This is a genomic window from Terrabacter terrae (assembly GCF_039529575.1).
Taxonomy (GTDB): Bacteria; Actinomycetota; Actinomycetes; order Actinomycetales; family Dermatophilaceae; genus Terrabacter; species Terrabacter terrae.
The window spans coordinates 430,976-455,350 of sequence record NZ_BAAANB010000001.1; the positions used below are offsets into that span (position 1 = coordinate 430,976).

Here is a 24,375-nt window from a genome sequence, read left to right on the forward strand (position 1 = left end):
CGACGGTCCCGCCACGCCGCCGCTGGTGCTGGGGAGAGGCCGTGGCGCCGGATTTTTCTCCCGCTGGGCTCGTGCGTATACTCAACCACCGTGTCCGGTTGTGCTCGTCACAGCCTGCACGACCAGCCGCTTTAGCTCAGTCGGCCAGAGCGATTCACTCGTAATGAATAGGTCGTCGGTTCGATTCCGACAAGCGGCTCCACGCATCACCACAGGTCAGGCCCCCTTCTCGCCAGAGTCGGGGGCCTTTCCCTTGCCCGTGGCGGCCACGGATGCCCCCGACCGGCCGCGCTGCCTCCCACAGGTTGCGGTCGATGAGGTGGCCGTAGAGGTCCATCGTCATCGGCCGAGGCGTGCCCCAGGATGCGCTGGACCACCTTCGGGTCGGTGCCGCTCCGAGCCAGATGGAGGCCGCCGTATGCCGCAGGTCGTGGGCGTGCAGGGTCGGCCGGCCGATCGCGGCACAGGCCTCACGCCACCCCACGGAGCGCTTCCAGTTGGACTCCGAGAGGGGGCAGGCCCGCACACGTCGAGGACACGACCGCCACGCCAGACCTGACCGCGCAGAACGCCCTTCTGTGCCCCGTCGGGAGAGCGCCCCTGCGATGTCCGGCCAGCGTCGGTGTCCTGGCTCGGATGACCTCCGCGGCCTCCCGTGTTCCTCGCGGAGGCGGGCCGGCGCCACCACTAACGGCGGCCCGTCGCGACGACGACACGGTTGGCACGGTTGGCGCCGGCAACTTCGAGCCGATCGCAGACACCGCTTCGTATTGCCACGCCCCTGCAGCGCCGACCTCAGCTGAGGCCTGGTGCCAAACCTGGTACGCGCGTGACCGCGGCCGACTACCGTCAGTAGGAGAGGGGAGCGCCGGCCCACACGGAGGCTTCCATGAACCACCTGAAATCGTTGGTTCCTCAGGCGTTCGTGCCTCCTTCCGCCGAAAAAGCACCTGGCTCGGGTGGGGACAGACACGTAGGTGGACGCATGTCCGCTTCGGAGAAGGCACACGCCCAGGCCGCGTATGCGGCTTGCGGTGCAGGCGTGATGGAAGGCGCCATGCGCACCGCCGCGGACGGCATCGAGTGTGTTGTCCCCGGGAAGAGCGCCAATCAGCGGCGTCTACCGAGGCAAGAAGGAGGTGCCGGCCTACTTCACGTCGCTTGCCCGGGAGTCCTTCCGCATAGAGCCGCACCACTTCATCGCCGACGGCAACCGCGTCGTCGTGCCGTCCCAGATGACGGCGGACGGACAGTCAGCGGACGAGGTCGACGTGGCGACGTTCGGGTTCGAGGGCAGGGTCACGAAGTTGCAAGTCGCCGGTGACACCGCCTTGCGAGAGCGCCTCTGAGGGACGAAGTAGGGCGCTCGAAGGACGGGGCCAGGAGGTGTCTCGTGGACGACAAGAACAGCCCAAGTGGACCGGCGCTCGACATGACGACGTGTCCGGAGTGTGGCGCCGTGGCCGAGGTGACGGAGCGGGCCGTGCTCGACAGCACCGAAGGTCCGGTCGAGCACGTCAGGGTCGTGTGCCTTGCCCGGCACTGGTTCCTCCTGCCCGCCGCTTCGCTGGGCAGTGCCAGTGCGGCTGGCCGGGACGGTTCCCCCCGGAGCTCCCACCCGAGGCGCCGTGGCTGAGCGGCGACCGGCTGTACCGCTCCTCCTCCGTGCGCGTGGTCATGGGCTCACCTCGGCGGTGGCCACGCGGCCGCCGATGCCCGTCGGGGGCTCCCTCTGTGCCTGAAGCGTGGATCAGCGCCAGCAGCTCGGCCCAGGTGTTCTGCCCGGAGAGGTTGGGCACGCGTTGGGCTGGTGACTTGCCCTGGAGCGCGGTGTGCGCGGTGGTGATTGTAGTGATGCAGCCATTCGGGGAAGGCGGCTGCGCGATCGGCCTCGCAGGAGTATTCGGCGGCGTAGGCCCACTCCTTCAGGAGGGTGCGGTCGAACCGCTCGACGTTGCCGTCCTTATCCCAGCTCGAGGAGCCGCCCGGGGTCGAGGTCGAGCTCGTGCAGCACCAGCCGGCTGTGTAGCTCGCGCACGCCGTGGTCGCGCTTGAGGATGTCCACCACGGTCTCGAACTCGGCCGCATCGACGCAGGCCAAGCGCAGGAGGAAGTCGTACTCTCCGGTCAGGCGACTGGCTGAGACGACCTGCGGGACCTGCTGGAGGTCGCGCTCGAAGTCGCCTCGGTCCCGGTCCTCGCGCAGTCGCACGTCGCTGACCATCAGCAGCTTCCTGCCGAGCGCCGCCGGGTCGAGCTCGGCCCGATAGCCGCGGAGTACGCCGCTCGCTCGCAGCCGCCGGACCCGGTCGCCGACCGTGTTGGCGCTCAACCGCACGGCGGCGCCGAGATCGTGATAGGTCGTCCGGGCATCCGCGATGAGGAGGCGGAGCAGCGTCCGATCGATGGCGTCCACTGACCGACAATCTCACAGATGGCGGCGAATCGGCGCGTTCACCGATGAATCGGCGATGAAACACGCTCGTGCGCGCCAAAGTCCGCGCCATCAGAAGCAAGGCTCGTGGAAGCGTCGAAGGTATGGAAAGCCTCGTCCTCCGCCTCGTTCTCCCACCACTGACCGTCTTGGTAGCCGGATGGCTGCAGCATCGCGCCGGACCGCGTGTGGCAGGTCGCCTGGTCGGGCTTCCTTTCACCTGCGGCCCGCTGGTACTGGTGCTTCTCGTCGCAGAAGGGCCCTCGGCCGCCGCGGTCACGGCACAAGGCGCGCTGGCCGGTCAGGTCATGGTTCTGGGGTTCGCCTGCGCCTACGCCATCGCATCCGCGCGGGCGACCCCGCTCTCGAGCCTCGTCGCCGCATTGGTGGTCACTGCGGGGCTTGGTGCCGGCGCCCACGTGGCGACTGGGGCCTTCACGTGGTCCGGCCTTGCAGTCCTGCCGATGGCGCTCGTCGCGCTCCGGCTGTGGCGAACGGAGCAGGATCCGACCACCGCGCCCACGAAGCGCCCGGGGGCCCAGCTCGTCGTCCGCGCTGTCCTGGCGGGCGTTCTCGTGGCCGGACTGTCGACCGCTTCACACCTGCTCGGGGCCGGGCTGGTCGGCGTGCTCGCCGGCGTGCCGCTGGTTATGTCCGTCGTGGCGCCCAGCATCCACCGCGACGCCGGGTCGCCCGCCGCCCGGTCCATGCTGCGAGGGGGTCTCACCGTCGTGCCGGGTACCGCCACCTTCGCGGCCGTCTTGGCCGTCACCCTCGTTCCCCTCGGCGGACCGGTCGCTTTCGCCACCGCAGGCGTCGCGATGGCACTGGTCAACGTCGGCGTGACCCGGTGGGGCGACAGGATCCGCTGACCGGGCCCACGAGCCGTGCCGTGGCGGCTCCCCAGGCAGCTCCTGGTCGCGAGACGGTGGGAACGGTTGCGTGACGAGCGGCGGGGTATGTCGTACTGGTAAGGCCGAGGGTGGCCACCCGCCCGGAATCTTCAGTCGCGCTCTGTATCAGCGAACCCGTCTGGTGCTTCTTCCACCAGCAGCGACCTCGCGGAGATGATCGTGAACTTCAGACACCAGGGCCACCCGGGCGAGCACGATCTGCTGGACGTTGCCACCGGGGTGCTGATGGAGCAGCGGCGCTGCACCTACGACCAGGGGTTCGAAGGGCTGTTCTCGATCGCGCTGCGTCGCGGGGAGCTGGTCGAGGACGTCGCCGAATGGGTCCTGGTGCTGGCGTCGCTGGGATACGTGCTCGAGGAGGAGTAGGGGTCCTCACCTGCTGCGCCTAGCCTCAGCGACGCGTGCCGGCGGCCGGTGCCGGCGTGGTTTCAGCCTCGGCTGTGCGGGGTGACGTCGACCATTCCGGTGTCGATGACGTCCAGCGCCACCTCGCGGAGCTTGCGGTTGCTGTTCTGGCTCGCGATCCTCAACAGGTCGAACGCCTGCTCCGCGGTGAGCCGGTGCAGGGCCATGAGGACACCGACGGACGTGCCGATCTCCCGGTTCGTGGCAAGCGCTCGTTCGAGGTTCTCCGCCCGGTCGCGTAGGTACGCGGCCGTCAGTGCTTGGGCCGCGTAGGTGGCAAGCAGCAGCCCCTGGGCCAGGTCGTGCTCGTCGAAGGCGACGGGATCAAAGGCATAGAGGTTCATCCCGGCGATGACGCCGGGGACTTCCACGTGGATGCGGTACGACAGCATGCTGTGGAAGCCGAGCTCGTCCACCACGCGACGGCCGTACTCCGGCCAACGGTCGTCGGTGGCGAGGTCCTTCGGCTGGTAGAGCGCATCGTCGACGATCGCGTCGACGCACGGGCCGGACTGCAGCTCGTACTGGAGATGGTCCGCGTGCCGTGCGAAGTCGTCCGTCGCGCCAACGGTTGTGAAACGGCCGTGCTTGACGGTGGTGATGCTGGCCGCCGAAGCTGCGGGCACCCGTCTGACGGCCACCCGGGTCACCGCCTCGAAAGCGGTCGGCTGCGTCGAGCGCGACAGCTCGTCACCGAGCTGCTCGAAGTCGTGCGCCACCCGACGCAGGGTGAGGGCCGCCTCGGCCCGGCCCGATGTGTCGCTCACTGCATCACTTTCCTTCGCCTTTGGAGCCCGCCGGAACCCTCCCCGCGGCGGACAGCAGGATGCGGAAGCGAGTACCCTCAGGCCCAGCCCTCGTACCCACGTGCCGCCCCGGCCATGCCGCCGCGGCATCGTCGCTGTTCAACAGGGCACGCGAGGGGGCATTACGTTGTGAGACCAGGTCAGAAGAACGTGCGCCACGCCCCACTGCGGGGAGCAGAACGCCTTCCATGCCGCACAGGCGAGGTTCGTCGTGGCCACCGCACGCGGTGGGCAGCGCAGAACTTGTAGCCAGCGCGGTCGAGCTCTGGTGCCGTTTGGCACCGCCCCCGCCGGGTAACGAGCCGGTGAACGCGAGCAGCGAAAGGGGACTGAAATGGCAACCGGTGAGACTGGCTTCGACGACGTGACGTTCGACCTCATCTCCGTGCAGTACCACTCACTGAAGGCAGGTCACGACTACGGGCAGTACGTCCGTGACGCTGAGAACGCCGACCAGCAAGAAATCGCCGACTTCTTCCGCCGGGTGATGGACGAGGACTCGGCGCGGGCCCACCAGTGCCACGAGTTCCTGCATCGGCTTGGCGGAACGGACAACACCGCGCCCACCGATCAAGGCTGAACCGGGTTCCAGTGCCGCCACGGGCTTATCGGGAGCTCCCGACCAGGCCATCGACACCACAGCTGACGGCTGGCATTCCGTGACCGCCTCTAAGGTCCTTCGGCGCACCTCTACGCGGCGGGACCGTCGGGGACACGCCACACCTTCTGGCCGTCCTCGCAGCTCGGATGCAGTGCGCTCAGCGTAGGAACCACCTTCGTCGGTCGCGATTCTCAGCGGAGCCGGTGACGACGCAAGGCGGCGATGACCTCGCCCTCCCGGTGGCTCAGGCGCACGAGCTCTCGATGCCGCTCGACCGGTGTCACCCAACGGTTCTGCTCCGCGTCACGCAACTCGTTGATCCGGTCCTGCAACTCGACAAGTTCTCGGATCAGCTCCCGGATGCCTGCACCCGGCGATGTCAGGGTCATGGTTCCTCCACAGGACGCCGGTCGGCGGCGTCTCACGCCGACCCGCGCACTTGGAGCCGCAACCAGAGTCGGCCGACACCGGATCGATGTCAAGGGATCCCAGCGAACGTCCACGCCGCGGACGGCCACCCTCCCCACTGCCGCCAGGACAAATGAGCTAACCCTGCTCCGTCCTGCCGCCCCGATGTGCCGGTAATGAGGCCGTCGGTTCGATTCCGATGAGCGGCTCGTCTCTAAGTCCCCGTCCCCGCCGCACTCGCAGGAGCGGGGCCTTCTGCGTGTCCGGCCAACGCGCACGGTCTGGGCTCCGTGCGATCGGCGTGACGGCATACCTCACGGGAACGCCGCCGGAAAGGGCGAAGGAGCCCACCTGCGCGCGCAGGACGGGCTCCTTCGAGGCTGGTGCGGATGGGGGGGTGCGTTCCAGCCGTGGGGGTGTTACAGATGTGACACTAATGAACGTGTAGGGGCTTGTAAGCGTTTTCGCGGAAATATCCGGTGCTTCTTCTTATCGACCGGTTCGAGATCCGGCGCAACCACCGCAAAAGGTGCCAAAATCCCGAGGCCGATGGTTCAGGGCACCGTCGCGGGCTCTGGCAGGGGCCGCGGCTCGGCCCGCTGTAGGACCCGGCGGCAACCCCACGACACGAGGACCGCGGCCGCGCCGGCACCGACCGTGACGGCATACGCGGGGGTGTGCCCGCCCCAGTCGGCCAGTCGGCCCGCAAGGGCGGCACCGACCGCGTAGCCGAGGCCCGTCGCGGCGGCAAGGACCGTCATGGCGGCACCGGTGCGCGTCGCAGGCGTCACTCGCTCGGCAAGCGTGAACGTGGTGATCATGTACGGGGCGACGCTGCAGCCGAGGACGAGCAGCACCGGGACGAGGGCGCCCAGCGACCCGACGAGCAGCAGCGGCGACGCGAGGACGAGCAGGGCCACGGCGAACCACCGCAGCCGGGCCGAGAGGGACCACCGCGAGGGCAGGCCGGCGACCGCGAGGCCCGCGACGACGCTGCCGACCCCGAGGAGGGCGTGGAAGTAGCCGGTCAGGCCCGGTGAGCCGGCCGCGGTGGCCAACACCGACGTGCCGGTCTGGACGGAGCCGAAGACCGTCCCGACGAGCAGCTGCGCGACGCAGAGCACGACGAGCGCCGGGCCGAGCAGCCGGCCGGTGGCGCCGCTGCTCCGTGACGTGGCGGCGTGGGTGACGGTCGCGGTCTCGTGGAGGGCGAACCACGTGCCGAAGACCGCGAGAGCCGCGGCCGCGAGGCCCAGGGCGGCCGCCGGGCTCGCCACCGAGACGCCGAGACCGACGAGGGCCGGACCGAGGACGAAGGACGCCTCGTCGGCGGCGCCCTCGTAGGAGAAGGCCGCATCGACGAGGCGGTGCTGCCGCGGCCCCGTCCCGGCGGTGATCGGGCGCCAGCGCACGCGGGCAAGCGGGCCGATCTGGGGCAGGAGCAGGCCGGCCACGGCGCTCGCCACGGCAGCCACCCCCCAGGAGAGCCCGGCGCCCACGACGAGCAGGACGGCGACGAGCCCGGCAGCGCCGGCGAGCGACTGGAAGGCGACGACGCGGCGCTGCCCCAGCCGGTCTGCCCGCGCGCCCCAGAACGGGGCGCCGACGGCGTTGGCGACGGCGAGCGCTCCGGCACAGAAGCCACCGGCGCCGTAGCTCCCGGTGGCGTGGGAGACGAGCAGGAGGGTGCCGAGCTGGCTCATCGCGAGCGGCAGCCGGGCGAAGAACGCCACGACGATGTACGTGCGGCCGGTGAGGCCGAAGAGGTGGCGGTACGAGTCGGTGGGGGACACGAGGGCGGCTCCGGTTCTGGTCGCGGGTGCGCGACAGCGGGTGCGTGCCTACCCGCCCAACAGGCCACGCCGGATCCCTGTGCAAGCCCCAGTCTACGGGACTGCCGTGCTCCTCCGGCCCGCGCCGACCGCGGACGGCGGCCATCCCGGGAGAGGCCGGAAGGGCACGTCCCCTCAGTCGGGCTCGTGGTGGGCGACCCGCAGGCTCGGCGAGGTGCGGTAGATGACCTCGACGAGGACCGCGCCCACGGCACCCGCCGCGAGGGACTGCCACACCAGCGGCAGCGGCGCGTCCAGGTTGAAGAAGTGCGCCGCCGGTGGCACGAGGAAGGCGGCGACCGCCAGCCCCGCCATGGCCCCGATGAGCACCGCCTTCCAAGGACGGAAGGGGCGGGCGAGCACCACGAGGATCCAGAAGAAGACGGTGAGCAGGGTGATGGTCGCACCGCTGCCGGGGCGCCAGCACGCCACGTCGGCGGCGACGGTGGCCGGGCTCGCTCCCGTGGCGACGGCGCAACGGGTCGCGAACTCGTCGGCCGTGACACCCTCGCTGCTGCCGGCCAGCAGGTAGGAGGCGATGACCACCACGCCCGCGACGGCGCCCGACGGCACCGCGAAGCGCAGGATGCGGCGCAGGAAGCCGGGTAGGTAGCGGCGCCGGTTGGGGCCGAGGGCGAGGAAGAACGCCGGGATGCCGATCGTCACCGCCGACACGAGGGTCAGGTGCCGGGGGAGGAAGGGGAACGGCACCGCGATGACCGCTGCCGCGAGGATCGCGACCAGGCTCATCGCGTTCTTGGCGACGAACAGGTTGGCGACGCGCTCGACGTTGCCGATGACGCGGCGGCCCTCGGCCAGCACGTCGGGCAGGTGCGAGAAGCGCCCGTCGAGCAGGACCAGCTCGGCCACCGCCTTGGTGGCCTGCGCCCCGTTGCCCATGGCGACGCCGATGTCGGCGTCCTTGAGGGCGAGCGCGTCGTTGACGCCGTCACCGGTCATCGCCACGACGTGGCCGTCCGCCTGCAGCGCGTGGACGAAGGCGCGCTTCTGCTCCGGGGTGACCCGGCCGAAGACCGTGTGGGTGGCCAGTGCGGCACGCAGCACCTCCGGGTCGTCGGAGAGGGTGCGCGCGTCGACCGGCTCACCGGCGTCGAGGCCCACCGCCCGGGCCACCGCGGCCACGGTGACCGGGTTGTCACCGGAGACCACCTTGATGGCCACCTCCTGCTCGCTGAAGTAGGCGAGGGTCTGCGAGGCGTCGGGCCTCACCTGCTCGGTGAGCGTGACGAGCGCGACGGGGACCAGGTCCGGGGGCAGCTGTGGGTGCACGGCCGCGGATGGCAGCTGCTCCTCGCTGCGGGCGAGGAGAACGACGCGCCGACCCGCGTCGGCGAGCTCGGAGACTTCGGTTCGGACGGCCTCGACGAGCTGCGGTGCCGAGGGCTGCGGGCCCGCGGCGAGCAGCACCTCGGGGGCGCCGAGCACCCACGTGGACCGGCCCTCGAAGCTTGCCGCGCTCCATTTGCGTGCCGAGCTGAAGGGCACCGTGCCGGTTCGCTCCCAGCCGGGGGAGTCGAGCGCTGCGGCGATGGCGGTGAGCGTGCCGTTGGCGTTGGGGTCGTCGGCGAGAGCGCCGAGGGCGCTGCGGATCTCGTCCGCGTCGTGGTCGCCCAGTGGCCGTGCGTCGTCGAAGGTGATGTCACCGGCGGTGAGCGTGCCCGTCTTGTCGAGGCACACGACGTCGACCCGGGCCAGGCCCTCGACGGCGGGCAGCTGCTGGACGAGCACCTGCCGGCGCGTGAGCTGGACGGCAGACAGCAGAAAGGCGACCGACGTCAGGAGCACCAGCCCTTCGGGAACGAGCCCGACGACGCCCGCGGCCGAGCGGATCACGACCTGCTGCCAGCCCTGGTCCCCGACGGTGCGCCACTGCGACCAGATCGCGATGGGCAGGGCCGCGACGATCACCCACGTGATGTAGGTCAGCAGGGTGTTGGTCGACTCCTGGATCTCCGAGCGCGTCGGCGTGAACTTCCTGGCGTCGGCGGCGATCCGGTTGACGTAGGCATCCGCGCCGACCCGCCTCGCGTGGTATCGGCCCGAGCCCGCCACGACGCTCGTGCCCGACCTGATCTCGTCACCCTCGTCGTGTGCGACGGGGTCCGACTCGCCGGTGAGGTTCGCCTCGTTCAGCTCGAGGCCGGCGCTCGCGGTCAGCGTGCCGTCCGCGGGCACCTCGTCGCCGGTCCGCAGCTCGATGAGGTCGTCCTGCACCACCTCGCTCGTGGCCACGACCTGCACCGCGCCGTCACGCACCACACGGGTCGTCGGCGCGTTGAGCAGCGCGAGCCGGTCCAGCTTGCGCTTGGCGAGGTACTCCTGGGCGATCCCGATCGCCGAGTTGACGACGAGCACGATCCCGAAGAGGCCGTCGGCGAACGAGCCCGTCACCATCACGAGGACGAAGAGCGCTCCCAGGATCGCGTTGAACCGGGTGAGCACGTTGGCACGGACGATCTCGCCGACCGAGCGGGAGGTCCGCTCGGTGAGCCGGTTGACGGCGCCGCTCGAGACGCGCTCGGCGACCTCGGCGCCCGTCAGCCCGTCGGTGCGGGTGAGCGTCGACTCACCGCGTGTCGTCACGCCCCCATTGTCGTATGCCGGGTGCCCCGCCCTGCTGCCAACGGGCACAACCGCCGGGGCCGGGTGGGCGGCCCGTGACAGGGGACGAATGTTACTGATCGGTCTTCGGACCGCGTCCGGGGCGACTGTCGGATCGTGGGACGATAAGGGGCGTGACTGAGTCGATCCAACGTGCCCGCGCCACCACTGCCTCCTACTCGATCACGATGCGTATCCACGCCGGCACCGACCCCGCCGTCATCGGCGCGCTCGCCGTCAAGGTGGCCGAGAGCGGCGGCATCACGACCGCGCTCGACATCGTCGACTCGCACCCGGACCGGCTCGTCATCGACCTCACCTGCTCCGCGAGCAACGCCGAGCACTCCACCGAGGTCGTCGATGCCGTCGAGACGCTCGAGGGCGTGCGCGTGCACAAGGTCTCCGACCGGGTCTTCCTGCTCCACCTCGGCGGCAAGATCTCGGTCGAGTCCAAGGTCAACCTGCGCAACCGCCAGGACCTCGCGATGGCCTACACGCCGGGCGTCGGCCGGGTCAGCCAGGCGCTGGCCGACCACCCGGAGGACGTGCCCAAGCTGACGATCAAGGGCAACTCGGTCGCCGTCGTCACCGACGGCTCGGCCGTCCTCGGCCTCGGCAACATCGGCCCGATGGCGGCGCTGCCCGTCATGGAGGGCAAGGCCGCCCTCTTCAAGCGGTTCGCCGACATCGACGCGTGGCCGATCTGCATCGACACGACCGACGTCGACGAGATCGTGCGCACCGTCGAGCTCATCGCTCCTGGCTTCGGCGGCATCAACCTCGAGGACATCGCGGCCCCGCGGTGCTTCGAGATCGAGGCCAAGCTGCGCGAGCGGCTGTCGATCCCGGTCTTCCACGACGACCAGCACGGCACCGCGATCGTCGTGCTCGCCGCCCTGAAGAACGCCCTGCGCATCATCGACAAGAAGCTGGCCGACGCGCGGATCGTCGTCTCCGGCGGCGGCGCGGCGGGGTCGGCCATCGTCCAGCTGCTGCTGGCCGCCGGCGCGATCGACGTGACGGTCTCGGACCGGCCGGGCCTGCTCAACCGCGACGACGAGTCCCTCACTCCCGCTTGGCGCGAGCTCGCCGAGAGGACCAACCCCCGCGGCCTCACCGGCACGCTGCGTGACGGCCTGCAGGGCGCCGACGTCTTCATCGGCGTGAGCGCCCCGCGCATCCTCGACCCCGAGTGGATCAACGAGATGGCCGAGCAGCGCATCGTCTTCGCCCTGGCCAACCCCGACCCCGAGGTCGACATCTACGAGGCGACGCAGCGCGCCACCGTCGTCGCCTCGGGCCGCAGCGACTACCCGAACCAGATCAACAACGTCCTCGCCTTCCCCGGTGTCTTCCGCGGCCTGCTCGACGCCCGCGCCACGGACGTCACCACCGAGATGCTCATCAAGGCGGCGGACGCCATCGCGTCGGTCGTCACGGACGAGCAGCTCAACCCGAACTACATCATCCCGAGCGTCTTCCAGCCCGACATGAGCAAGACCGTCGCCAAGGCGATCGTCGACTGCGTGCCCAAGGCTCCTGCGAAGAGCATCCCGATGACCGACGCCAACTGAGGAGCCGACCGACCGGATGAGCAGCACCACCTCGTCGGGCCAGCGGTTCCCGCTCGACGGCCGCCGGGCCTGGGCGGTCTGGGCGGCGGCCATCGCCGTCTACGTCCTGGCGGTCTTCCACCGTACGTCGCTGGGCGTCGCCGGCCTCGACGCCGCCCACCGCTTCGGGATCAGCAGCTCGCAGCTGTCGACCTTCACGATCCTGCAGGTCCTCGTCTACGCGGCGATGCAGCTGCCCGTCGGGGCCCTGCTCGACCGCTACGGGTCCAAGAAGCTGCTCGGTGTCGGGCTCACCTTCCTGACGGTCGCCCAGTTCGGCTTCGCCTACGTCCACTCCTTCCCGGCTGCGCTGCTGTGCCGGGTGCTGCTCGGCATCGGCGACGCCATGGTGTTCATCTCGGTGCTGCGCCTCGTCGCGCTCTGGTTCTCGCCGCGCCGCACCCCGATGGTGACGCAGCTGACCGGCGTCCTCGGCCAGCTCGGCGCCCTCGCCGCGGCCGGGCCCCTCGCGGCCGCCCTCGACCGCTTCGGGTGGACCCCCTCGTATGCCGTCGCGGCGTCGGTGGGCGTCCTCAGCGGCCTCGCGCTCGTGCTCGTCGTCAAGGACAGCCCCTACACCGACCACCACCGCGACGAGCTGCGGCTGCGCGCGATCGCCCGCACCCTGCGGGCGGCCTGGCTGGTCCCCGGGACTCGGCTCGGGCTGTGGTCGCACTTCACGTCGCAGTTCGCGGCCAACATGTTCACCATGCTGTGGGGCTTCCCGTTCCTCGTCGCAGGACAGGGCCTCCCGTCGTCGACGGCCAGCATGCTGCTCATGCTCATGGTCGTCACGACGGTCATCACGAGCCCGGTCATCGGGACCCTGACGATGCGCTACCCCTTCTCCCGCAGCACGCTCGTGCTCTGGATCGTCGGGGCCGCGATCGTGGCCTGGACGGTCGTGCTGCTGTGGCCGGGTCGGGCCCCGTCCTGGCTGCTCGTGGTCCTCGTCGTGCTCATCGCGGTCGGCGGACCCGGCTCGATGATCGGCTTCGACCTCGCCCGCACCTTCAACCCGCCGACCCGCATCGGCAGCGCGTCGGGCATCGTCAACACCGGCGGGTTCATCGCGACGCTCACGGCGGTCGCGCTCGTCGGCGTCGTGCTCGACCGGGTGGCCCCGGGCGGCCCGTCCACGTGGGGCGTCGACTCCTTCCGGGCCGCGATGACGGTGCAGTACCCCGTGTGGGCGCTCGGCATCGTGCAGATCCTGCGCTACCGGCACAAGGCCCGGCGCGCGGCCCTCGCGGCCGATCCCGAGGCGTATGCCGCCATGCAGGCCGGCCAGTCCGTCACCTTCCACTGACGAGCCCCGACCCGTCGAGAGGCCACGAACCGGGGGTCGACCGCCCGGCGCGCCGGACGGCATCCGTGCTCGCCCGCACGGGCGCGGTTCCCAGCGTTCGCCAAGGTTGGGGGGTATGCCGTCGTGCGGGCACGACGGAGTCCCCGCCGGCCCCTGACCACAGGGAGGCACGGATGGCTGCACCAGCGCCGACGCGGACGAAACTGACGTCCGACCAACGCAACTCGTTCCTCGCCGCCTACCTCGGGTGGGCGATGGACGCCTTCGACTACTTCCTCGTCGTGCTCATCTACGCCGACATCGCCAAGGACTTCCACAAGTCGCTGCCCGAGATGGCGTTCATCACGACGATGACCCTGATCATGCGCCCGGTCGGGGCCTTCATCTTCGGCTTCTGGGCGGACCGGCGCGGCCGACGCATACCCCTCATGACCTGCGTCGCCTTCTACAGCGTCGTCGGATTCGTCTGTGCCTTCGCGCCCAACTTCGGCGTCCTCATGCTCCTGCGGATGCTCTACGGCATCGGGATGGGCGGCGAGTGGGGCCTCGGCGCGGCCCTGGCCATGGAGAAGCTGCCGACCGAGCGACGCGGCTTCTTCTCCGGCATCCTGCAGGGCGGCTACTCGATGGGCTACCTGCTCGCCTCGCTGGCCTTCCTCGTCGTCAACTCGTGGCTGGGCCTCTCGTGGCGCTGGATGTTCGCGCTGTCGATCATCCCGGCCGTCATCACCTTCGTCATCCGCTCGCGCGTGGCGGAGTCCGAGGTCTGGAAGGAGGCGGACCAGCGGGTGCGCCAGACGAGCACCACGGTCCGCCAGCTGCTCGCCAACCGGGCGATCTGGCGTCGCTTCATCTTCCTCGTGCTGCTCATGACGGCGTTCAACTGGATGAGCCACGGCACCCAGGACGTCTACCCGACCTTCCTCAAGGCGACCGACGACGGCGGAGCCGGCCTGGCCAAGAGCACCGCGTCGTGGATCGCGGTCATCTACAACGTCGGTGCGATCGCCGGTGGGGCCGCCGCCGGAGCGCTGTCGGAGCGCTACGGGCGCAAGGTGATGATCATCTTCTGCGCCGTGCTGGGCCTGCCGATCGTGCCGCTCTTCGCCTACTCGCATACGGCGGGGATGCTGGCCCTCGGCTCGTTCCTCATGCAGGTGATGGTCCAGGGCGCGTGGGGCGTCATCCCGGCTCACCTCACCGAGCTGAGCCCCGACGAGATCCGCGGGTTCTACCCGGGGGTCACCTACCAGCTCGGCAACTGCCTGGCGGCCTTCAACCTGCCGATCCAGGAGGCCATCGCCAGCACCCACGGCTATCCCTTCGCGCTGGCGGTGACGATCGTGCCGGTGTTCGTGGCGGTGATCGTCCTGACCGCCGTCGGCAAGGAGCGGCGCGGCATCAGGTTCGGCACGGCCGAGACCAGCCTCGTCGAGTCGGGGGTGAGCAGCCTGGCGTCCTCGCCGACGAGCCGCCGCTGAACGGTCCCTTCCGAACGAGAGGTCGTCCGGACACGCGAACGCCGCGCCCCTGTGCGGGGGCGCGGCGTTCGCGTGTGCCGGGACTGCGCGTCGGTCAGGCGTCGCCGACCGTGAGCGCCTCGGCCTCGACCTGCGAGGTGACGGACTCGGCGCCGTGGCCCGGTGCCTCGTCGAGGGCAGCGATGATGCGGCGAGCCGTGAGCAGCACGAGCACGGCCAGCACGACGGCGCCCGAGCCGACCCAGAACGGCAGGTGGATCGACCGCTCGCCGAGGTTGCCCGCGAGCCACGGCGCCACGGCGCCGCCGCCGAAGCGGACGAACGAGTATGCCGCCGACGCGACCGCGCGCTCGACCGGCGCCACCTTCATGACCGTCTCGGTGATCAGCGTGTTGTTGACGCCGAGGAAGGCCCCGGCGACGACCACGCCGACGATGAGGACGGTCTTGTTCTCGGTCCAGATCGCCATGGCGGCGAGGATCACGGCGAAGCCGAGCAGGGCGCCGGCGATGCCCGCCAGGGTGCCGAACCGGCGCTGGATCAGCGGGGCCACGAAGACCGAGGTGATCGCGAGCATGACGCCCCAGCCGAAGAAGATGAACCCGATCTGGTGGGCGCCCATGGCGAGCGGGAACGGCGTGAACGCCAGCAGGGTGAAGAACCCGAAGTTGTAGAGCAGCGCGGTGATGCCGACGGTGAGCAGGCCGCGGTGGCCGAGCGCGCGCAGCGGCGCGCTGATGGGCGTCGGCCGGGCGGCCGGGGGAGTCTTCGGCAGGGTCGTGACGGTCGCGATGAACGCGACGGCCATCAGGACGGCGACGCCGTAGAACGGCCAGCGCCAGGAGATGCCACCGAGCCAGCCGCCGAGCAGCGGACCGGTGGCGATGCCGACCCCGAGCGCGGCCTCGTAGAGGATGATCGCCTGCTTCACCGAGCCGGAGGCGGCGTTGACGATGGTGGCCAGGGCGGTGGCGATGAAGAGCGCGTTGCCGAGGCCCCAGAGGGCACGGAAGGCGACGATGCCGCCCACGGTGTCCTGGCGGCCGGCGAGCGCGGCGCCGACGATGATGAGGGCCAGGCCGACGAGCAGGGTCCGCTTGGCGCCGATGCGGCTGCTGACCCAGCCGGTGCCGAGCATGGCCACGCCCATGACGGCGAGGTAGCTGGTGAAGAGCAGCGAGACCTGCGAGGGCCCCGCGCCGAGCTCGTCGGCGATCGGCTTGAGGATGGGGTCGACCAGGCCGATGCCCATGAAGGAGATCACGCAGGCGAAGGCGATCGACCAGACGGTCTTGGGTTGGCGCCACATGGGAGTGGTCATCCGTCCTTTCGGGTGGTGTGCGGGACAGGGGCGTCCGCCGCGGCGGCGAGCAGCTCGTTCATGACCTCGATCGCGACCCGGACGCGGTCGAGCGCGGGTTCGTCGAGCTGGTCGAGCGCGGGGGACAGGACTGCCAGGCGGGCGCGGCGCACGCTCTCGAGTGCGGCGCGGCCCTCGTCGCTGAGGGAGACCACCGTGGCGCGCGCGTCGTCCGGGTCGGACGCGCGGTGCACCCACCCCGACGCGGCGAGGCGCTGGAGCTGGGTGGTGATCGTCGGCTGGCTGCTGTGGTCGGCGGCCGCGAGGACGCTGACCCGTGACGGTCCGAGCTCGTCGAGGAGGGCGAGCAGGCGGGCCTGGGCGAACGGCACCTCGAACGACGCGTGCCGGCTGGCCCAGCGGGAGAGCCGGGCGGCCGAGCGCAACAGGTCGTTGCCGACGGTGGAGGGTGCGGTCGCGGTCACTCGCCCAAATTTACATAGGTTCTCTATGCATATCAAGTCGGGAACGCGGGACGAAGTCCCCGCTCGAGGTTGCGAACTGCCCCTCGACGAGGTGTCACGTCGAGGGGGCCCTTCGCCACGCTCGCTGTCAGCGAGCCGCGTCAGCGGAGCTGGCGCAGCACGCCCTCGGCGATGTCGGCGAGGTGGTCGAGGTCCGACAGGTCGAGGACCTGCAGGTAGACGCGCTCCGTGCCCACGTCCGCGAAGGTGGCGAGCTTGTCGACGACCTCGTCGGCCGAGCCGGCCAACCCGTTCTCGCGCAGCTCGTCGACGTCGCGCCCGATGGCGGCCGCGCGGCGGCGCAGGGTCGCGTCGTCCTTGCCGACGCAGACGACCTGGGCTGCGGAGTAGGTCAGCGAGCCGGGGTCGCGGCCCGCCTCACGTGCCACGGCGCGGACCCGCTCGAACAGCCGGCCCGTCTCGGGAACGGACGTGAAGGCGGCGTTGAACTCGGCGGCATACCGCACGGCGAGCGCCGGGGTGCGTCGCCGGCCACCTCCCCCGACGATGATCGGCACCCCGCCGTCCTGGACGGGCTTGGCGAGGGCGGGGGAGTCGCTCACGGGGTAGTGCGGACCCTCGTGCGAGAAGGTCTCTCCGCGGGGCGTGCCCCAGATTCCGGTGATCACGGCGAGCTGCTCCTCGAGCCGGTCGAACCGCTCGCCGAGCGGCGGGAAGGGGATGCCGTATGCCGTGTGCTCGGCCTCGAACCAGCCGGCGCCGAGTCCCAGCTCGACCCGTCCACCGCTCATCTGGTCGACACCAGCGACCTGGATGGCGAGCGGCCCGGGGAGGCGGAAGGTCGCCGAGGTGACGAGGGTGCCGAGGCGGATCGAGGAGGTCTCGCGGGCCAGTCCGGCGAGGGTCGTCCAGGCGTCGGTCGGGCCCGCGCCACCGTCTCCGCCCATGTGGAGGTAGTGGTCGGACCGGAAGAAGCCGCTGAAGCCGAGCTCCTCGGTGGCGCGCGCGACGGCGAGCAGGTCGTCGTAGGTGGCGCCCTGCTGGGGCTCGGTGAAGATGCGCAGGTCGAGAGTCATGACCCGTGCAACGACCGCTCAGTCCCGGACAATTCCGTCCACGACGACCTCGAGCATCGGGCGCACGTCGAGCTCGGTGCGGGTGGTGTCGGCGACGCTCGCGACTCCGCTCACGAGGCGCATGACGTTCGCCGCGTCGATCCCCGGGCGCAGCTCGCCCTCGTCCTCGAGGTGGTCGATGACACGCGCGTTGGCATCGCTCATGACGCGGCACTTGCGGTACATGGGGGAGGCGGGGTCGTCCATCGCGGCGCAGATCTTGCTCGCCGCGCCGCGGTGCAGGGTGATGTGGTCGACGAACTGCTCGAACCAGCCGAGCAGCATCTCCCGTGGCGGCAGGCCGGTCGCGATGGCGGCGTCCGCATCGGCCGCGACCCTGTCGGTCCAGTCCTGCATCAGGGCGTCGATGAGCGCATCACGGGTGGGGAAGTGGCGGTAGAGCGTGCCGGGGCCCACGCCGGCCCGCTTGGCGATCTCGTCGAGGGAGCAGTCGGCTCCGCGCTCGGTGAAGACCGCTCGTGCGGTGGCGAGGATCTTGTCGTAGTTGCGCTTGGCATCGGCCCGCATGGGGCGCTTGACCGCACTGGACTGCTCGGCGGAAGTGCCGACCTCGGGAGACGAGGGGCGCGGATCGCTCTGAGCCGCAGCGGCTTTCGGCGACGTTGCGATCGTCGCCTTGCCGGCGTCGGCAGCCGTCACGACAAACTCCCTTGCTAAACGGAGACTGTCTCCGTATTGTTGGTCGGGCAGAACCGGAGTGGCTCTCCGTTAATCCTAACGCCGACCGACGTTCTTTGAGGAGTCCGGCACCGATGTCCACCACACTCCGCCCCACCCGCCAGGCCCAGCGCCTGCACCTCTCCCACCTCGCGACGACGCACCGTGCGCCCCTCGTGCCGCGCGACGCGGACCCCCGCAGTGCGCGCCCCCACACCTTCACCGCGATGGCCCGCGAGCCCCTCGGCACGGACATGCCGCGCCGCGTCGCCGCGCCATCCGAAGCCTGAGGTCCTCATGTCGACCACCACCCACACCACTCCCGGACAGCAGGCCGGCTCCGCTTCGACGACGGCCTCCCCGGTCTCCCCGGTCTCCCCGGTCTCCCCGGCCTCACCTGGCTCACCGGCTGCGCGCCGCGGCGCCATCGGCCTCGGTGTCGTCCTCGTCGCCCAGCTCATGCTCGTGCTCGACGGCACCGTCGTGAACGTCGCGCTGCCGCACATCCGCACCGACCTCGGGTTCACACCCGCCGGCCTGTCGTGGGTCCTCAACGCGTACACCCTCGCCTTCGGCGGCCTGCTGCTCCTCGGCGGGCGCCTCGGCGACGTGTTCGGGCGCCTGCGCACCTTCGAGATCGGGCTCGCGGTCTTCACCGTGGCTAGCCTCCTCGGCGGCCTGGCCACCTCACCCGCGTGGCTCGTCGCGGCTCGGACGCTCCAGGGCGTCGGGGCGGCCCTGGCCGCGCCCAGCGTGCTGGCACTCGTCACCACGAGCGCGCCGGACCAGGCGGCCCGCAACCGGGGCCTGGCGCTCTTCACCGCCGTGTCCTCGGCCGGCGCCTCCATCGGGCTGCTCCTCGGCGGGGTCCTGACCAGCTACGTCAGCTGGCACTGGACCCTGTTCGTCAACGTGCCGATCGGCGCCGTCGTCCTCGTCCTGGCCCGGCGCTTCGTCACCGAGACGCCTCGGGTGCCCGGGCGCTTCGACGTCGTCGGAGCCGTCACCGCGACGCTCGGCTCGGTCGGGATCGTCTACGGCTTCATCAGTGCGGCCGACCGCGGCTGGACCGCGCCGGCGACCCTCGTCTCCTTCGCCCTGGGGGTGCTCCTGGTCGCGCTCTTCGTCCGCGCCGAGTCCCGCGTGGCCTCGCCCCTGCTGCCGCTCGCGCTCGTTCGCAACCGCACCCGAGCCGGTGCGCTCGTGATCATGGCGCTCGTCGTCGGCGCACAGTTCTCGACGTTCTTCCTGGTGACGCAGTACCTCCAGCTCGTCCTCGGCTTCAGTCCCGTGGCCACGGGTGCGGCGTTCCTGCCCCTCAGCCTCGCCATCTTCGCGACGTCGCGGGTCAGCGCCCGCCTCGTCGCAAGCGTGGGACCCCGGGTCTTGCTGCTCGTCGGCACGCTCGGCCTGACCGCCAGCTTCGTGTGGCTCAGCGGCATCTCCACGACGACCACGTATGCCGGGCACCTGCTCGGTGCGCTCCTGCTCAACGGCGTCTCGGCGGCCCTGGTCTTCATGCCGGTCACCGTGGTCGTCCTCGGCGGCGTCGACCGCACGCAGGCCGGCACGGTCTCCGGCCTGCTCCAGACCGCGCAGCAGCTGGGCGGGGCCGTCGGCCTGGCGGCGATCGTCAGCGTCTACGCCTCGAGGTCGGTCCCGGGGCAGTTCGTGCCGGGCGTCGAACCAGCCTTTCCGCACGTCGGCGGCCTTCACGCTCGTCGGCCTGCTCGTCGCGGCCTTCGTCCTGCGGCCCCGGCCGGCGCGCGACGTGGAGCCGCAGCCGGAGCCCGCCCGCGAGCCCGTCGCCGTGACGACGCCGGATGCCGCCGAGGCCTGCTGACCGGTTCCTCGGCGCGAGGACGCACCTCGCCTGCGACACGAGCGAACCCCCGCCGCCCGATCGGGCAGCGGGGGTTCGGCATCACGGCACACGATGCGTGTGCCTGAGGCCCGCGGAAAGGCTCAGTGGCCCTGCGGCATGGCCCAACGGGCGGTCGAGGTGCCCTGCTCCTTGGCGCGGTCGAAGGCCTCGCCGATGATCTTCTCGGCGGCCTCGCGGTTGCCCCAGTCGGAGCCGTCGACGTGCTTGCCCGGCTCGAGGTCCTTGTAGCGCTCGAAGAAGTGCTGGATCTCCTTGAGCGTGAACTCGTTGACGTCGGAGATGTCCTGCACGTCGGCGGTGCGGGGGTCGACCGGCACGCACAGCACCTTGTCGTCGCCGCCGGCCTCGTCGGTCATGTGGAAGACGCCGATCGGGCGCGCCTCGACGACGACGCCCGGGAAGACCGGCTCGGGCAGCAGCACGAGCGCGTCCAGCGGGTCGCCGTCCTCGCCGAGCGAGTTCTCGATGTAGCCGTAGTCCGCGGGGTAGGCCATCGGCGTGAAGAGGTAGCGGTCGAGACGGATGCGACCGGTCTCGTGGTCGACCTCGTACTTGTTGCGCTGTCCGCGCGGGATCTCGATGGTGACGTCGAACTCCACGTCTTCCCCTTCTCGGGCTCTTCGGGCGCGCTCGGGTGCCGGGGCACTCGGCTGCGGCTGACAGAATCGTCCGCGACAGTGTGTCAGCAAGGTCGGTCCCTGCGCGAAACAGGTCCGGGGACAGCAACGGACGGGGGTCAGGATGGCGCACGAGATGCCGCGACGCCGCTGGTACGCCAGGGCCGTCGGCTGGTCGCTCGTGACCGTCGTGCTCGGGTATGCCGTCCTCGACGTGGCCGACGCCGCGCCCGGTGTGCTGACGATGCGTCCACTGCCGCCGCCCGCGCCGACCGAGACCGTCGCGACACGGACCCTGCCCGTGGTCTCCCAGCCGAGCCTGCCCACCTCGGCGGGCCCGGTGCTGCCCTCGCTGGCGGGTGCGACCGCGGCCCCGTCGGGCGCCGGTGTCGCCAAGGCGCTGGCGTCGGTGCGCTCCCTCGCGGCGCTGAAGGACTCGGCCCTCGTGGTCCGCGACGGGCAGACGGGTGAGGTGCTCCTCGACCAGCGCGGCGACCAGCTCCGCATCCCGGCCTCCACGACGAAGCTGCTCTCCGCCACGGCGATCGGCCAGACCTTCGCCCCGGACGAGACGCTGCGCACCGTCGTGCGCGAGGGCGACAGCCCCGACGAGGTGGTCCTCGTGGCGGGCGGGGACTCGCTCCTCGCCCCGGGCAAGGGCGACCCGAAGTCCGTCGCCGGCCGTGCCGGGCTGCGTGACCTCGCGCAGCAGGTGATCGCGAAGCTGTCGCCGCAGGGCATCCGCCGCGTCACGCTCTTCGTCGACGAGACGTATGCCGACGGCCCGAGGACCGCGCCCACCTGGGCGTCGACGTTCCGCAGCGACGGGATCACCGGCGCCGTGGCGATGCTCGGCCTGTCGACGCAGCGGGCGAGCGGCGGACACCCGGGGCCCGCCGACCCGGTCGCGGCGGTGCGCGGCGCCTTCGCGCACCAGCTCGAGTCGCTCGGCGTCACCGTGCGACTCGCGGCGCGCGGCCGCGCTCCCGGGGCGCCCGGCTCGCCGGGCCCGACCCCCACCGCCTCGAGCGCGTCCGACGCGACCTCGCCGACCGCCACGGACCAGGCCACCGCCACCGCTGCGCCGACCACCGTGCCGACCGCCGTGCCGACCACCGTGCCGACCAGCGGGCCCGGCTCGGTGCTCGGGAGCGTGGAATCGGCCCCGGTGCGCGAGCAGCTGGCCCTGGCGCTCACCGACAGCGACAACGGGCTGACCGAGATCCTCGCCCGCCAGGCGGCCTACCGGTCGGGCGCTGGGACGGGCTTCGCCCAGGTGGGTCGGTGGGTGGTGTCGCAGGTGGCCTCCCTGGGCCTCGACACCCGTGGCGTCACGCTGTCCGACGCCAGCGGGCTCTCCCGCGAGAACCGGGTGCGTGCCGGACTGCTGTCCGACGTGCTCGTGCTCGGCTACGACGGCCGGCACCCGGTGCTTCGACAGGCGCTCGACGGTCTGCCCATCGGCGGGCTGACGGGCACCCTCGCGGCCCGGTTCACGGGCGCCGCCCACGACGTGGCGGGGCGCGCCCGCGCCAAGACCGGCACCCTGACCGGTGCCAACGCGCTCGCCGGCAGCGTGGTCGACGACAGCGGCCGGCTGCTCGTCTTCGTGGGTATGGTCGCCGGGGTAGGAACCAACGAGGCGCGGGCGGCGTTGGACCGTTTCGTAGCGGCGATCGCCTCGTGCGGCTGCCGCTGACGGTCCGGTGAGCCGCTCGGGTCGTCCCGGCACGGAAAGGCCTGGCATGACAGACAGCATCATCCCGACGCCCCAGGGCGCCGGCCGTCCGGACCGCTCGGGAGGGGGGGCCCCGGCTGCGTCGGTCGACTACGAGTTCGCGAAGCGGACCGGCCGCGCCATCGTCAACCCCGGCCCCCAGGTCTCGAGCGAGGAGGCGGCCGCCATCGTCGCCGACCTGCGCGAGGCCGCCGCCTCCGCCGTCGCCCCGGTGGCCGAAACGAGCGAGCTTCGCGCGCCCGCGGACGCGCCGGCGCCCCTCGTCGTCGACCGGGCGGGCTGGATCAGCGCCAACGTCGACTCCTTCCGCGCCATGCTCGACCCGGTCGTCGACAAGCTGAACGCCGCGAGGAAGTCGCCGACCAACGCCATGGCCGCGCTCGTCGGCGGCAAGGTGACCGGCGCCGAGATGGGGGCGCTGCTCGCCTTCCTCTCGAGCAAGGTCCTCGGCCAGTACGACCTCGCGCCAGGCGGCACGCCCCGGCTGCTCCTCGTCGCACCCAACATCGTGGCCACCGAGCGTCGCCTGCAGGTCGACCCCACGGACTTCCGCCGCTGGGTCGCGATGCACGAGGAGACCCACCGCGTGCAGTTCACCGCGGTCCCGTGGCTGCGCGAGCACATGGTCTCGCGCACGCAGGAGCTCGCCGTCGACCTGGCGCCGACGCCGGAGGACCTCTCCCGCCGCTTCGAGCAGCTGACGCGGAACCTCCCCGAGGTGCTCAGTTCCGGGGAGGGGATCGCCCAGCTCTTCGCCACCCCGGAGCAGAAGGCGCAGATCGCCGAGCTGACTGCCGTCATGTCGCTGCTGGAGGGCCATGCCGACGTCGTCATGGACGCTGTGGGCCCCCGCGTCATCCCGAGCGTCGACGAGATCCGCCGCAAGTTCGACCAGCGCCGCAACAGCGCCGTCGGTGTCGACCGCCTGCTGCGCAAGCTCCTCGGCCTCGAGGCCAAGATGCGCCAGTACCGCGACGGTGCCGTCTTCGTGCGCGCCGTGACCGACCGGGTGGGTCGCGACGGCTTCAACGCCGTCTGGTCCTCGCCCGAGACCCTGCCCCGGGCCGCCGAGATCCTCGACCCGGACGCCTGGGTGCGTCGGGTCCACGGCTGAGCGGTGCGAGGTAACGCAGGCATGCCCGGTCCCGACCCCGCCGTGGCCGCGACCCGCCTGGCCGTGCGCGAGCACCTCGCCGACGTCCCCGGCGGCGGTCTCGTCCTCGTGGCCTGCTCGGGGGGCCCGGACTCGGTGGCGCTCGCGGCGGCGCTGGCCTTCGAGGCTCCGCGTTCCGGCGTCCGTGCGGGCGCGGTCGTCGTCGACCACGGGCTGCAGGAGCAGTCCGCCGGCGTCGCCGAGGAGGCCGCAGCGCTGTGCCGCGGTCTCGGGCTCGACCCGGTTCAGGTCGTGCGCGCCGCCGTCCGCACCAGCGGTGCCGGCCTCGAGGCCGACGCCCGCTCGGCCCGCTACGCCGCCCTCGAGGCGGCTGCCGACCGCATGGGCGCCGTCTTCGTTCTCATCGGCCACACCCGCGACGACCAGGCCGAGCAGGTGCTCCTGGGCCTCTCCCGCGGCTCGGGCGCCCGCTCCCTCAGCGGTATGCCGGTGCGCCGCGACCGCTTCGTCCGCCCGCTCCTCGCCCTCCCGCGCGCCACGACGCTCGCGGCCTGCGCCGCCTACGGCATCGAGCCGTGGGTCGACCCGCACAACAGCGACGACTCCTTCCGGCGGGTGCGTGCGCGGCGTCTGCTGGCGACGCTCGAGTCGGACCTCGGCCCGGGCTTCGGGGCGGCTCTGGCGCGCAGCGCCGACCTGCTGCGCGAGGACGCCGACTACCTCGAGGGCCTCGCCGTCAGGGCCAGGGCCGAGCTGCCGGCCGGCCCGGCCGGCGACGGCGTCGACCTCGACGCGCTCTCTGCCCTGCCCCGGGCGATCCGCACCCGGGTGTGGCGGCTGCTCGCCGCCGAGGCGGGGGCGCCGCTCGCGGACGTCAGCGCCGCCCACGTCGAGTCGCTTGACGCCCTGCTCACCTCGTGGCACGGCCAGGGGCCGCTCCACGTGCCCGGGGGCATCGCCGTCGCCCGCACGGGGGGAGCGATCGTCTTCACCCCGCTGCGCCAGACCGCCAACGCCT

22 protein-coding genes, 1 tRNA gene and 1 pseudogene are annotated in these 24,375 nt (G+C 71.5%); 13 read left to right on the plus strand and 11 right to left on the minus strand.

Annotated features, from left to right (window positions below; genetic code table 11):
* Nucleotides 1–125 precede the first annotated feature (125 nt).
* Nucleotides 126–202 (plus strand) — tRNA-Thr (locus ABD194_RS01980).
* An 883-nt stretch (nucleotides 203–1,085) separates the two neighbouring features.
* Nucleotides 1,086–1,349, plus strand: a complete 264-nt coding sequence (locus tag ABD194_RS01985) for a nuclear transport factor 2 family protein (RefSeq protein ID WP_343986699.1) — start codon at nucleotides 1,086–1,088, stop codon at nucleotides 1,347–1,349.
* Nucleotides 1,350–1,781: 432 nt separating this feature from the next.
* On the opposite strand, the pseudogene ABD194_RS01990 reads toward ABD194_RS01985, so the two are convergent.
* Both ABD194_RS01990 and ABD194_RS01995 read right to left on the minus strand, forming a co-directional pair.
* Nucleotides 1,782–1,962 (minus strand): annotated as a pseudogene (locus ABD194_RS01990) (integrase core domain-containing protein); the annotation flags it as partial.
* Nucleotide 1,963: 1 nt separating this feature from the next.
* Nucleotides 1,964–2,416, minus strand: coding sequence for an Lrp/AsnC family transcriptional regulator (locus ABD194_RS01995; RefSeq protein WP_343986701.1), 453 nt, complete (start codon nucleotides 2,414–2,416; stop codon nucleotides 1,964–1,966).
* Nucleotides 2,417–2,673: 257 nt separating this feature from the next.
* Between ABD194_RS01995 and ABD194_RS02000 the strand changes: the two genes are divergently transcribed.
* Nucleotides 2,674–3,306, plus strand: a complete 633-nt coding sequence (locus ABD194_RS02000) for a hypothetical protein (protein ID WP_343986704.1) — start codon at nucleotides 2,674–2,676, stop codon at nucleotides 3,304–3,306.
* Nucleotides 3,307–3,501: 195 nt separating this feature from the next.
* A complete protein-coding gene (locus ABD194_RS02005) occupies nucleotides 3,502–3,714 on the plus strand; it encodes an ANTAR domain-containing protein (protein WP_343986707.1) in 213 nt (70 codons plus the stop codon).
* Nucleotides 3,715–3,776: 62 nt separating this feature from the next.
* On the opposite strand, the gene ABD194_RS02010 is transcribed toward ABD194_RS02005, so the two are convergent.
* Nucleotides 3,777–4,520 carry an ANTAR domain-containing protein gene (locus tag ABD194_RS02010; RefSeq protein WP_343986710.1) on the minus strand — a complete coding sequence of 248 codons (744 nt, stop codon included), beginning with the start codon at nucleotides 4,518–4,520 and terminating at the stop codon, nucleotides 3,777–3,779.
* Nucleotides 4,521–4,893: 373 nt separating this feature from the next.
* On the opposite strand from ABD194_RS02010, the gene ABD194_RS02015 reads away from it, so the two are divergent.
* Complete coding sequence (locus ABD194_RS02015) at nucleotides 4,894–5,139, plus strand: acyl carrier protein (protein WP_343986712.1); 246 nt, start codon at nucleotides 4,894–4,896, stop codon at nucleotides 5,137–5,139.
* A gap of 212 nt (nucleotides 5,140–5,351) precedes the next feature.
* Here ABD194_RS02015 and ABD194_RS02020 read toward each other — a convergent pair whose 3' ends face one another.
* The 3 genes from ABD194_RS02020 to ABD194_RS02030 form a co-directional block, all read right to left on the minus strand.
* Nucleotides 5,352–5,549, minus strand: coding sequence for a hypothetical protein (locus ABD194_RS02020; protein WP_343986716.1), 198 nt, complete (start codon nucleotides 5,547–5,549; stop codon nucleotides 5,352–5,354).
* 573 nt (nucleotides 5,550–6,122) lie between these two features.
* Nucleotides 6,123–7,361 (minus strand): MFS transporter, encoded by a 1,239-nt coding sequence (locus tag ABD194_RS02025; protein WP_343986719.1) that lies wholly within the window; start codon nucleotides 7,359–7,361, stop codon nucleotides 6,123–6,125.
* Between the two features lie 174 nt (nucleotides 7,362–7,535).
* On the minus strand, nucleotides 7,536–10,004 hold the full coding sequence (locus ABD194_RS02030) for an HAD-IC family P-type ATPase (protein ID WP_343986722.1): 2,469 nt from the start codon (nucleotides 10,002–10,004) through the stop codon (nucleotides 7,536–7,538).
* A gap of 152 nt (nucleotides 10,005–10,156) precedes the next feature.
* Between ABD194_RS02030 and ABD194_RS02035 the strand changes: the two genes are divergently transcribed.
* The 3 genes from ABD194_RS02035 (at nucleotide 10,157) to ABD194_RS02045 (ending at nucleotide 14,425) form a co-directional block, all read left to right on the plus strand.
* The gene (locus ABD194_RS02035) at nucleotides 10,157–11,596 is read left to right on the plus strand and encodes an NAD-dependent malic enzyme (RefSeq protein WP_343986725.1); all 1,440 of its coding nucleotides are present in this window, start codon (nucleotides 10,157–10,159) and stop codon (nucleotides 11,594–11,596) included.
* Between the two features lie 16 nt (nucleotides 11,597–11,612).
* Nucleotides 11,613–12,944, plus strand: coding sequence for an MFS transporter (locus ABD194_RS02040; protein WP_343986728.1), 1,332 nt, complete (start codon nucleotides 11,613–11,615; stop codon nucleotides 12,942–12,944).
* Nucleotides 12,945–13,117: 173 nt separating this feature from the next.
* Nucleotides 13,118–14,425, plus strand: a complete 1,308-nt coding sequence (locus tag ABD194_RS02045; RefSeq protein ID WP_343986732.1) for an MFS transporter — start codon at nucleotides 13,118–13,120, stop codon at nucleotides 14,423–14,425.
* 94 nt (nucleotides 14,426–14,519) lie between these two features.
* Here the strand turns inward: ABD194_RS02045 and ABD194_RS02050 are convergent, their stop codons facing one another.
* From ABD194_RS02050 to ABD194_RS02065, 4 genes are all read right to left on the minus strand, one after another.
* Complete coding sequence (locus ABD194_RS02050; RefSeq protein ID WP_343986735.1) at nucleotides 14,520–15,746, minus strand: MFS transporter; 1,227 nt, start codon at nucleotides 15,744–15,746, stop codon at nucleotides 14,520–14,522.
* Nucleotides 15,743–16,210, minus strand: a complete 468-nt coding sequence (locus ABD194_RS02055; RefSeq protein ID WP_343986738.1) for a MarR family winged helix-turn-helix transcriptional regulator — start codon at nucleotides 16,208–16,210, stop codon at nucleotides 15,743–15,745. The genes ABD194_RS02050 and ABD194_RS02055 overlap by 4 nt, the downstream gene beginning before the upstream one ends.
* Before the next feature lie 140 nt (nucleotides 16,211–16,350).
* Nucleotides 16,351–17,286 carry an LLM class F420-dependent oxidoreductase gene (locus tag ABD194_RS02060; protein WP_343986741.1) on the minus strand — a complete coding sequence of 312 codons (936 nt, stop codon included), beginning with the start codon at nucleotides 17,284–17,286 and terminating at the stop codon, nucleotides 16,351–16,353.
* A gap of 18 nt (nucleotides 17,287–17,304) precedes the next feature.
* Nucleotides 17,305–17,985, minus strand: coding sequence for a TetR/AcrR family transcriptional regulator (locus ABD194_RS02065; RefSeq protein WP_343986744.1), 681 nt, complete (start codon nucleotides 17,983–17,985; stop codon nucleotides 17,305–17,307).
* Between the two features lie 113 nt (nucleotides 17,986–18,098).
* Between ABD194_RS02065 and ABD194_RS02070 the strand changes: the two genes are divergently transcribed.
* Nucleotides 18,099–18,293: a hypothetical protein gene (locus ABD194_RS02070; protein WP_343986747.1), complete on the plus strand. Its 195-nt coding sequence runs from the start codon at nucleotides 18,099–18,101 to the stop codon at nucleotides 18,291–18,293.
* A gap of 7 nt (nucleotides 18,294–18,300) precedes the next feature.
* A complete protein-coding gene (locus ABD194_RS02075) occupies nucleotides 18,301–19,953 on the plus strand; it encodes an MFS transporter (protein ID WP_343986750.1) in 1,653 nt (550 codons plus the stop codon).
* A 15-nt stretch (nucleotides 19,954–19,968) separates the two neighbouring features.
* On the opposite strand, the gene ABD194_RS02080 is transcribed toward ABD194_RS02075, so the two are convergent.
* On the minus strand, nucleotides 19,969–20,487 hold the full coding sequence (locus tag ABD194_RS02080) for an inorganic diphosphatase (protein WP_343986753.1): 519 nt from the start codon (nucleotides 20,485–20,487) through the stop codon (nucleotides 19,969–19,971).
* Between the two features lie 154 nt (nucleotides 20,488–20,641).
* On the opposite strand from ABD194_RS02080, the gene ABD194_RS02085 reads away from it, so the two are divergent.
* The 3 genes from ABD194_RS02085 to tilS form a co-directional block, all read left to right on the plus strand.
* Complete coding sequence (locus ABD194_RS02085; RefSeq protein ID WP_343986756.1) at nucleotides 20,642–22,204, plus strand: D-alanyl-D-alanine carboxypeptidase/D-alanyl-D-alanine-endopeptidase; 1,563 nt, start codon at nucleotides 20,642–20,644, stop codon at nucleotides 22,202–22,204.
* Between the two features lie 46 nt (nucleotides 22,205–22,250).
* A complete protein-coding gene (locus ABD194_RS02090) occupies nucleotides 22,251–23,357 on the plus strand; it encodes a zinc-dependent metalloprotease (RefSeq protein WP_343986759.1) in 1,107 nt (368 codons plus the stop codon).
* Nucleotides 23,358–23,378: 21 nt separating this feature from the next.
* Nucleotides 23,379–24,375, plus strand: a 997-nt coding sequence (tilS, locus tag ABD194_RS02095; RefSeq protein WP_343986762.1) for a tRNA lysidine(34) synthetase TilS, incomplete at its 3' end; no start/stop codon positions are given.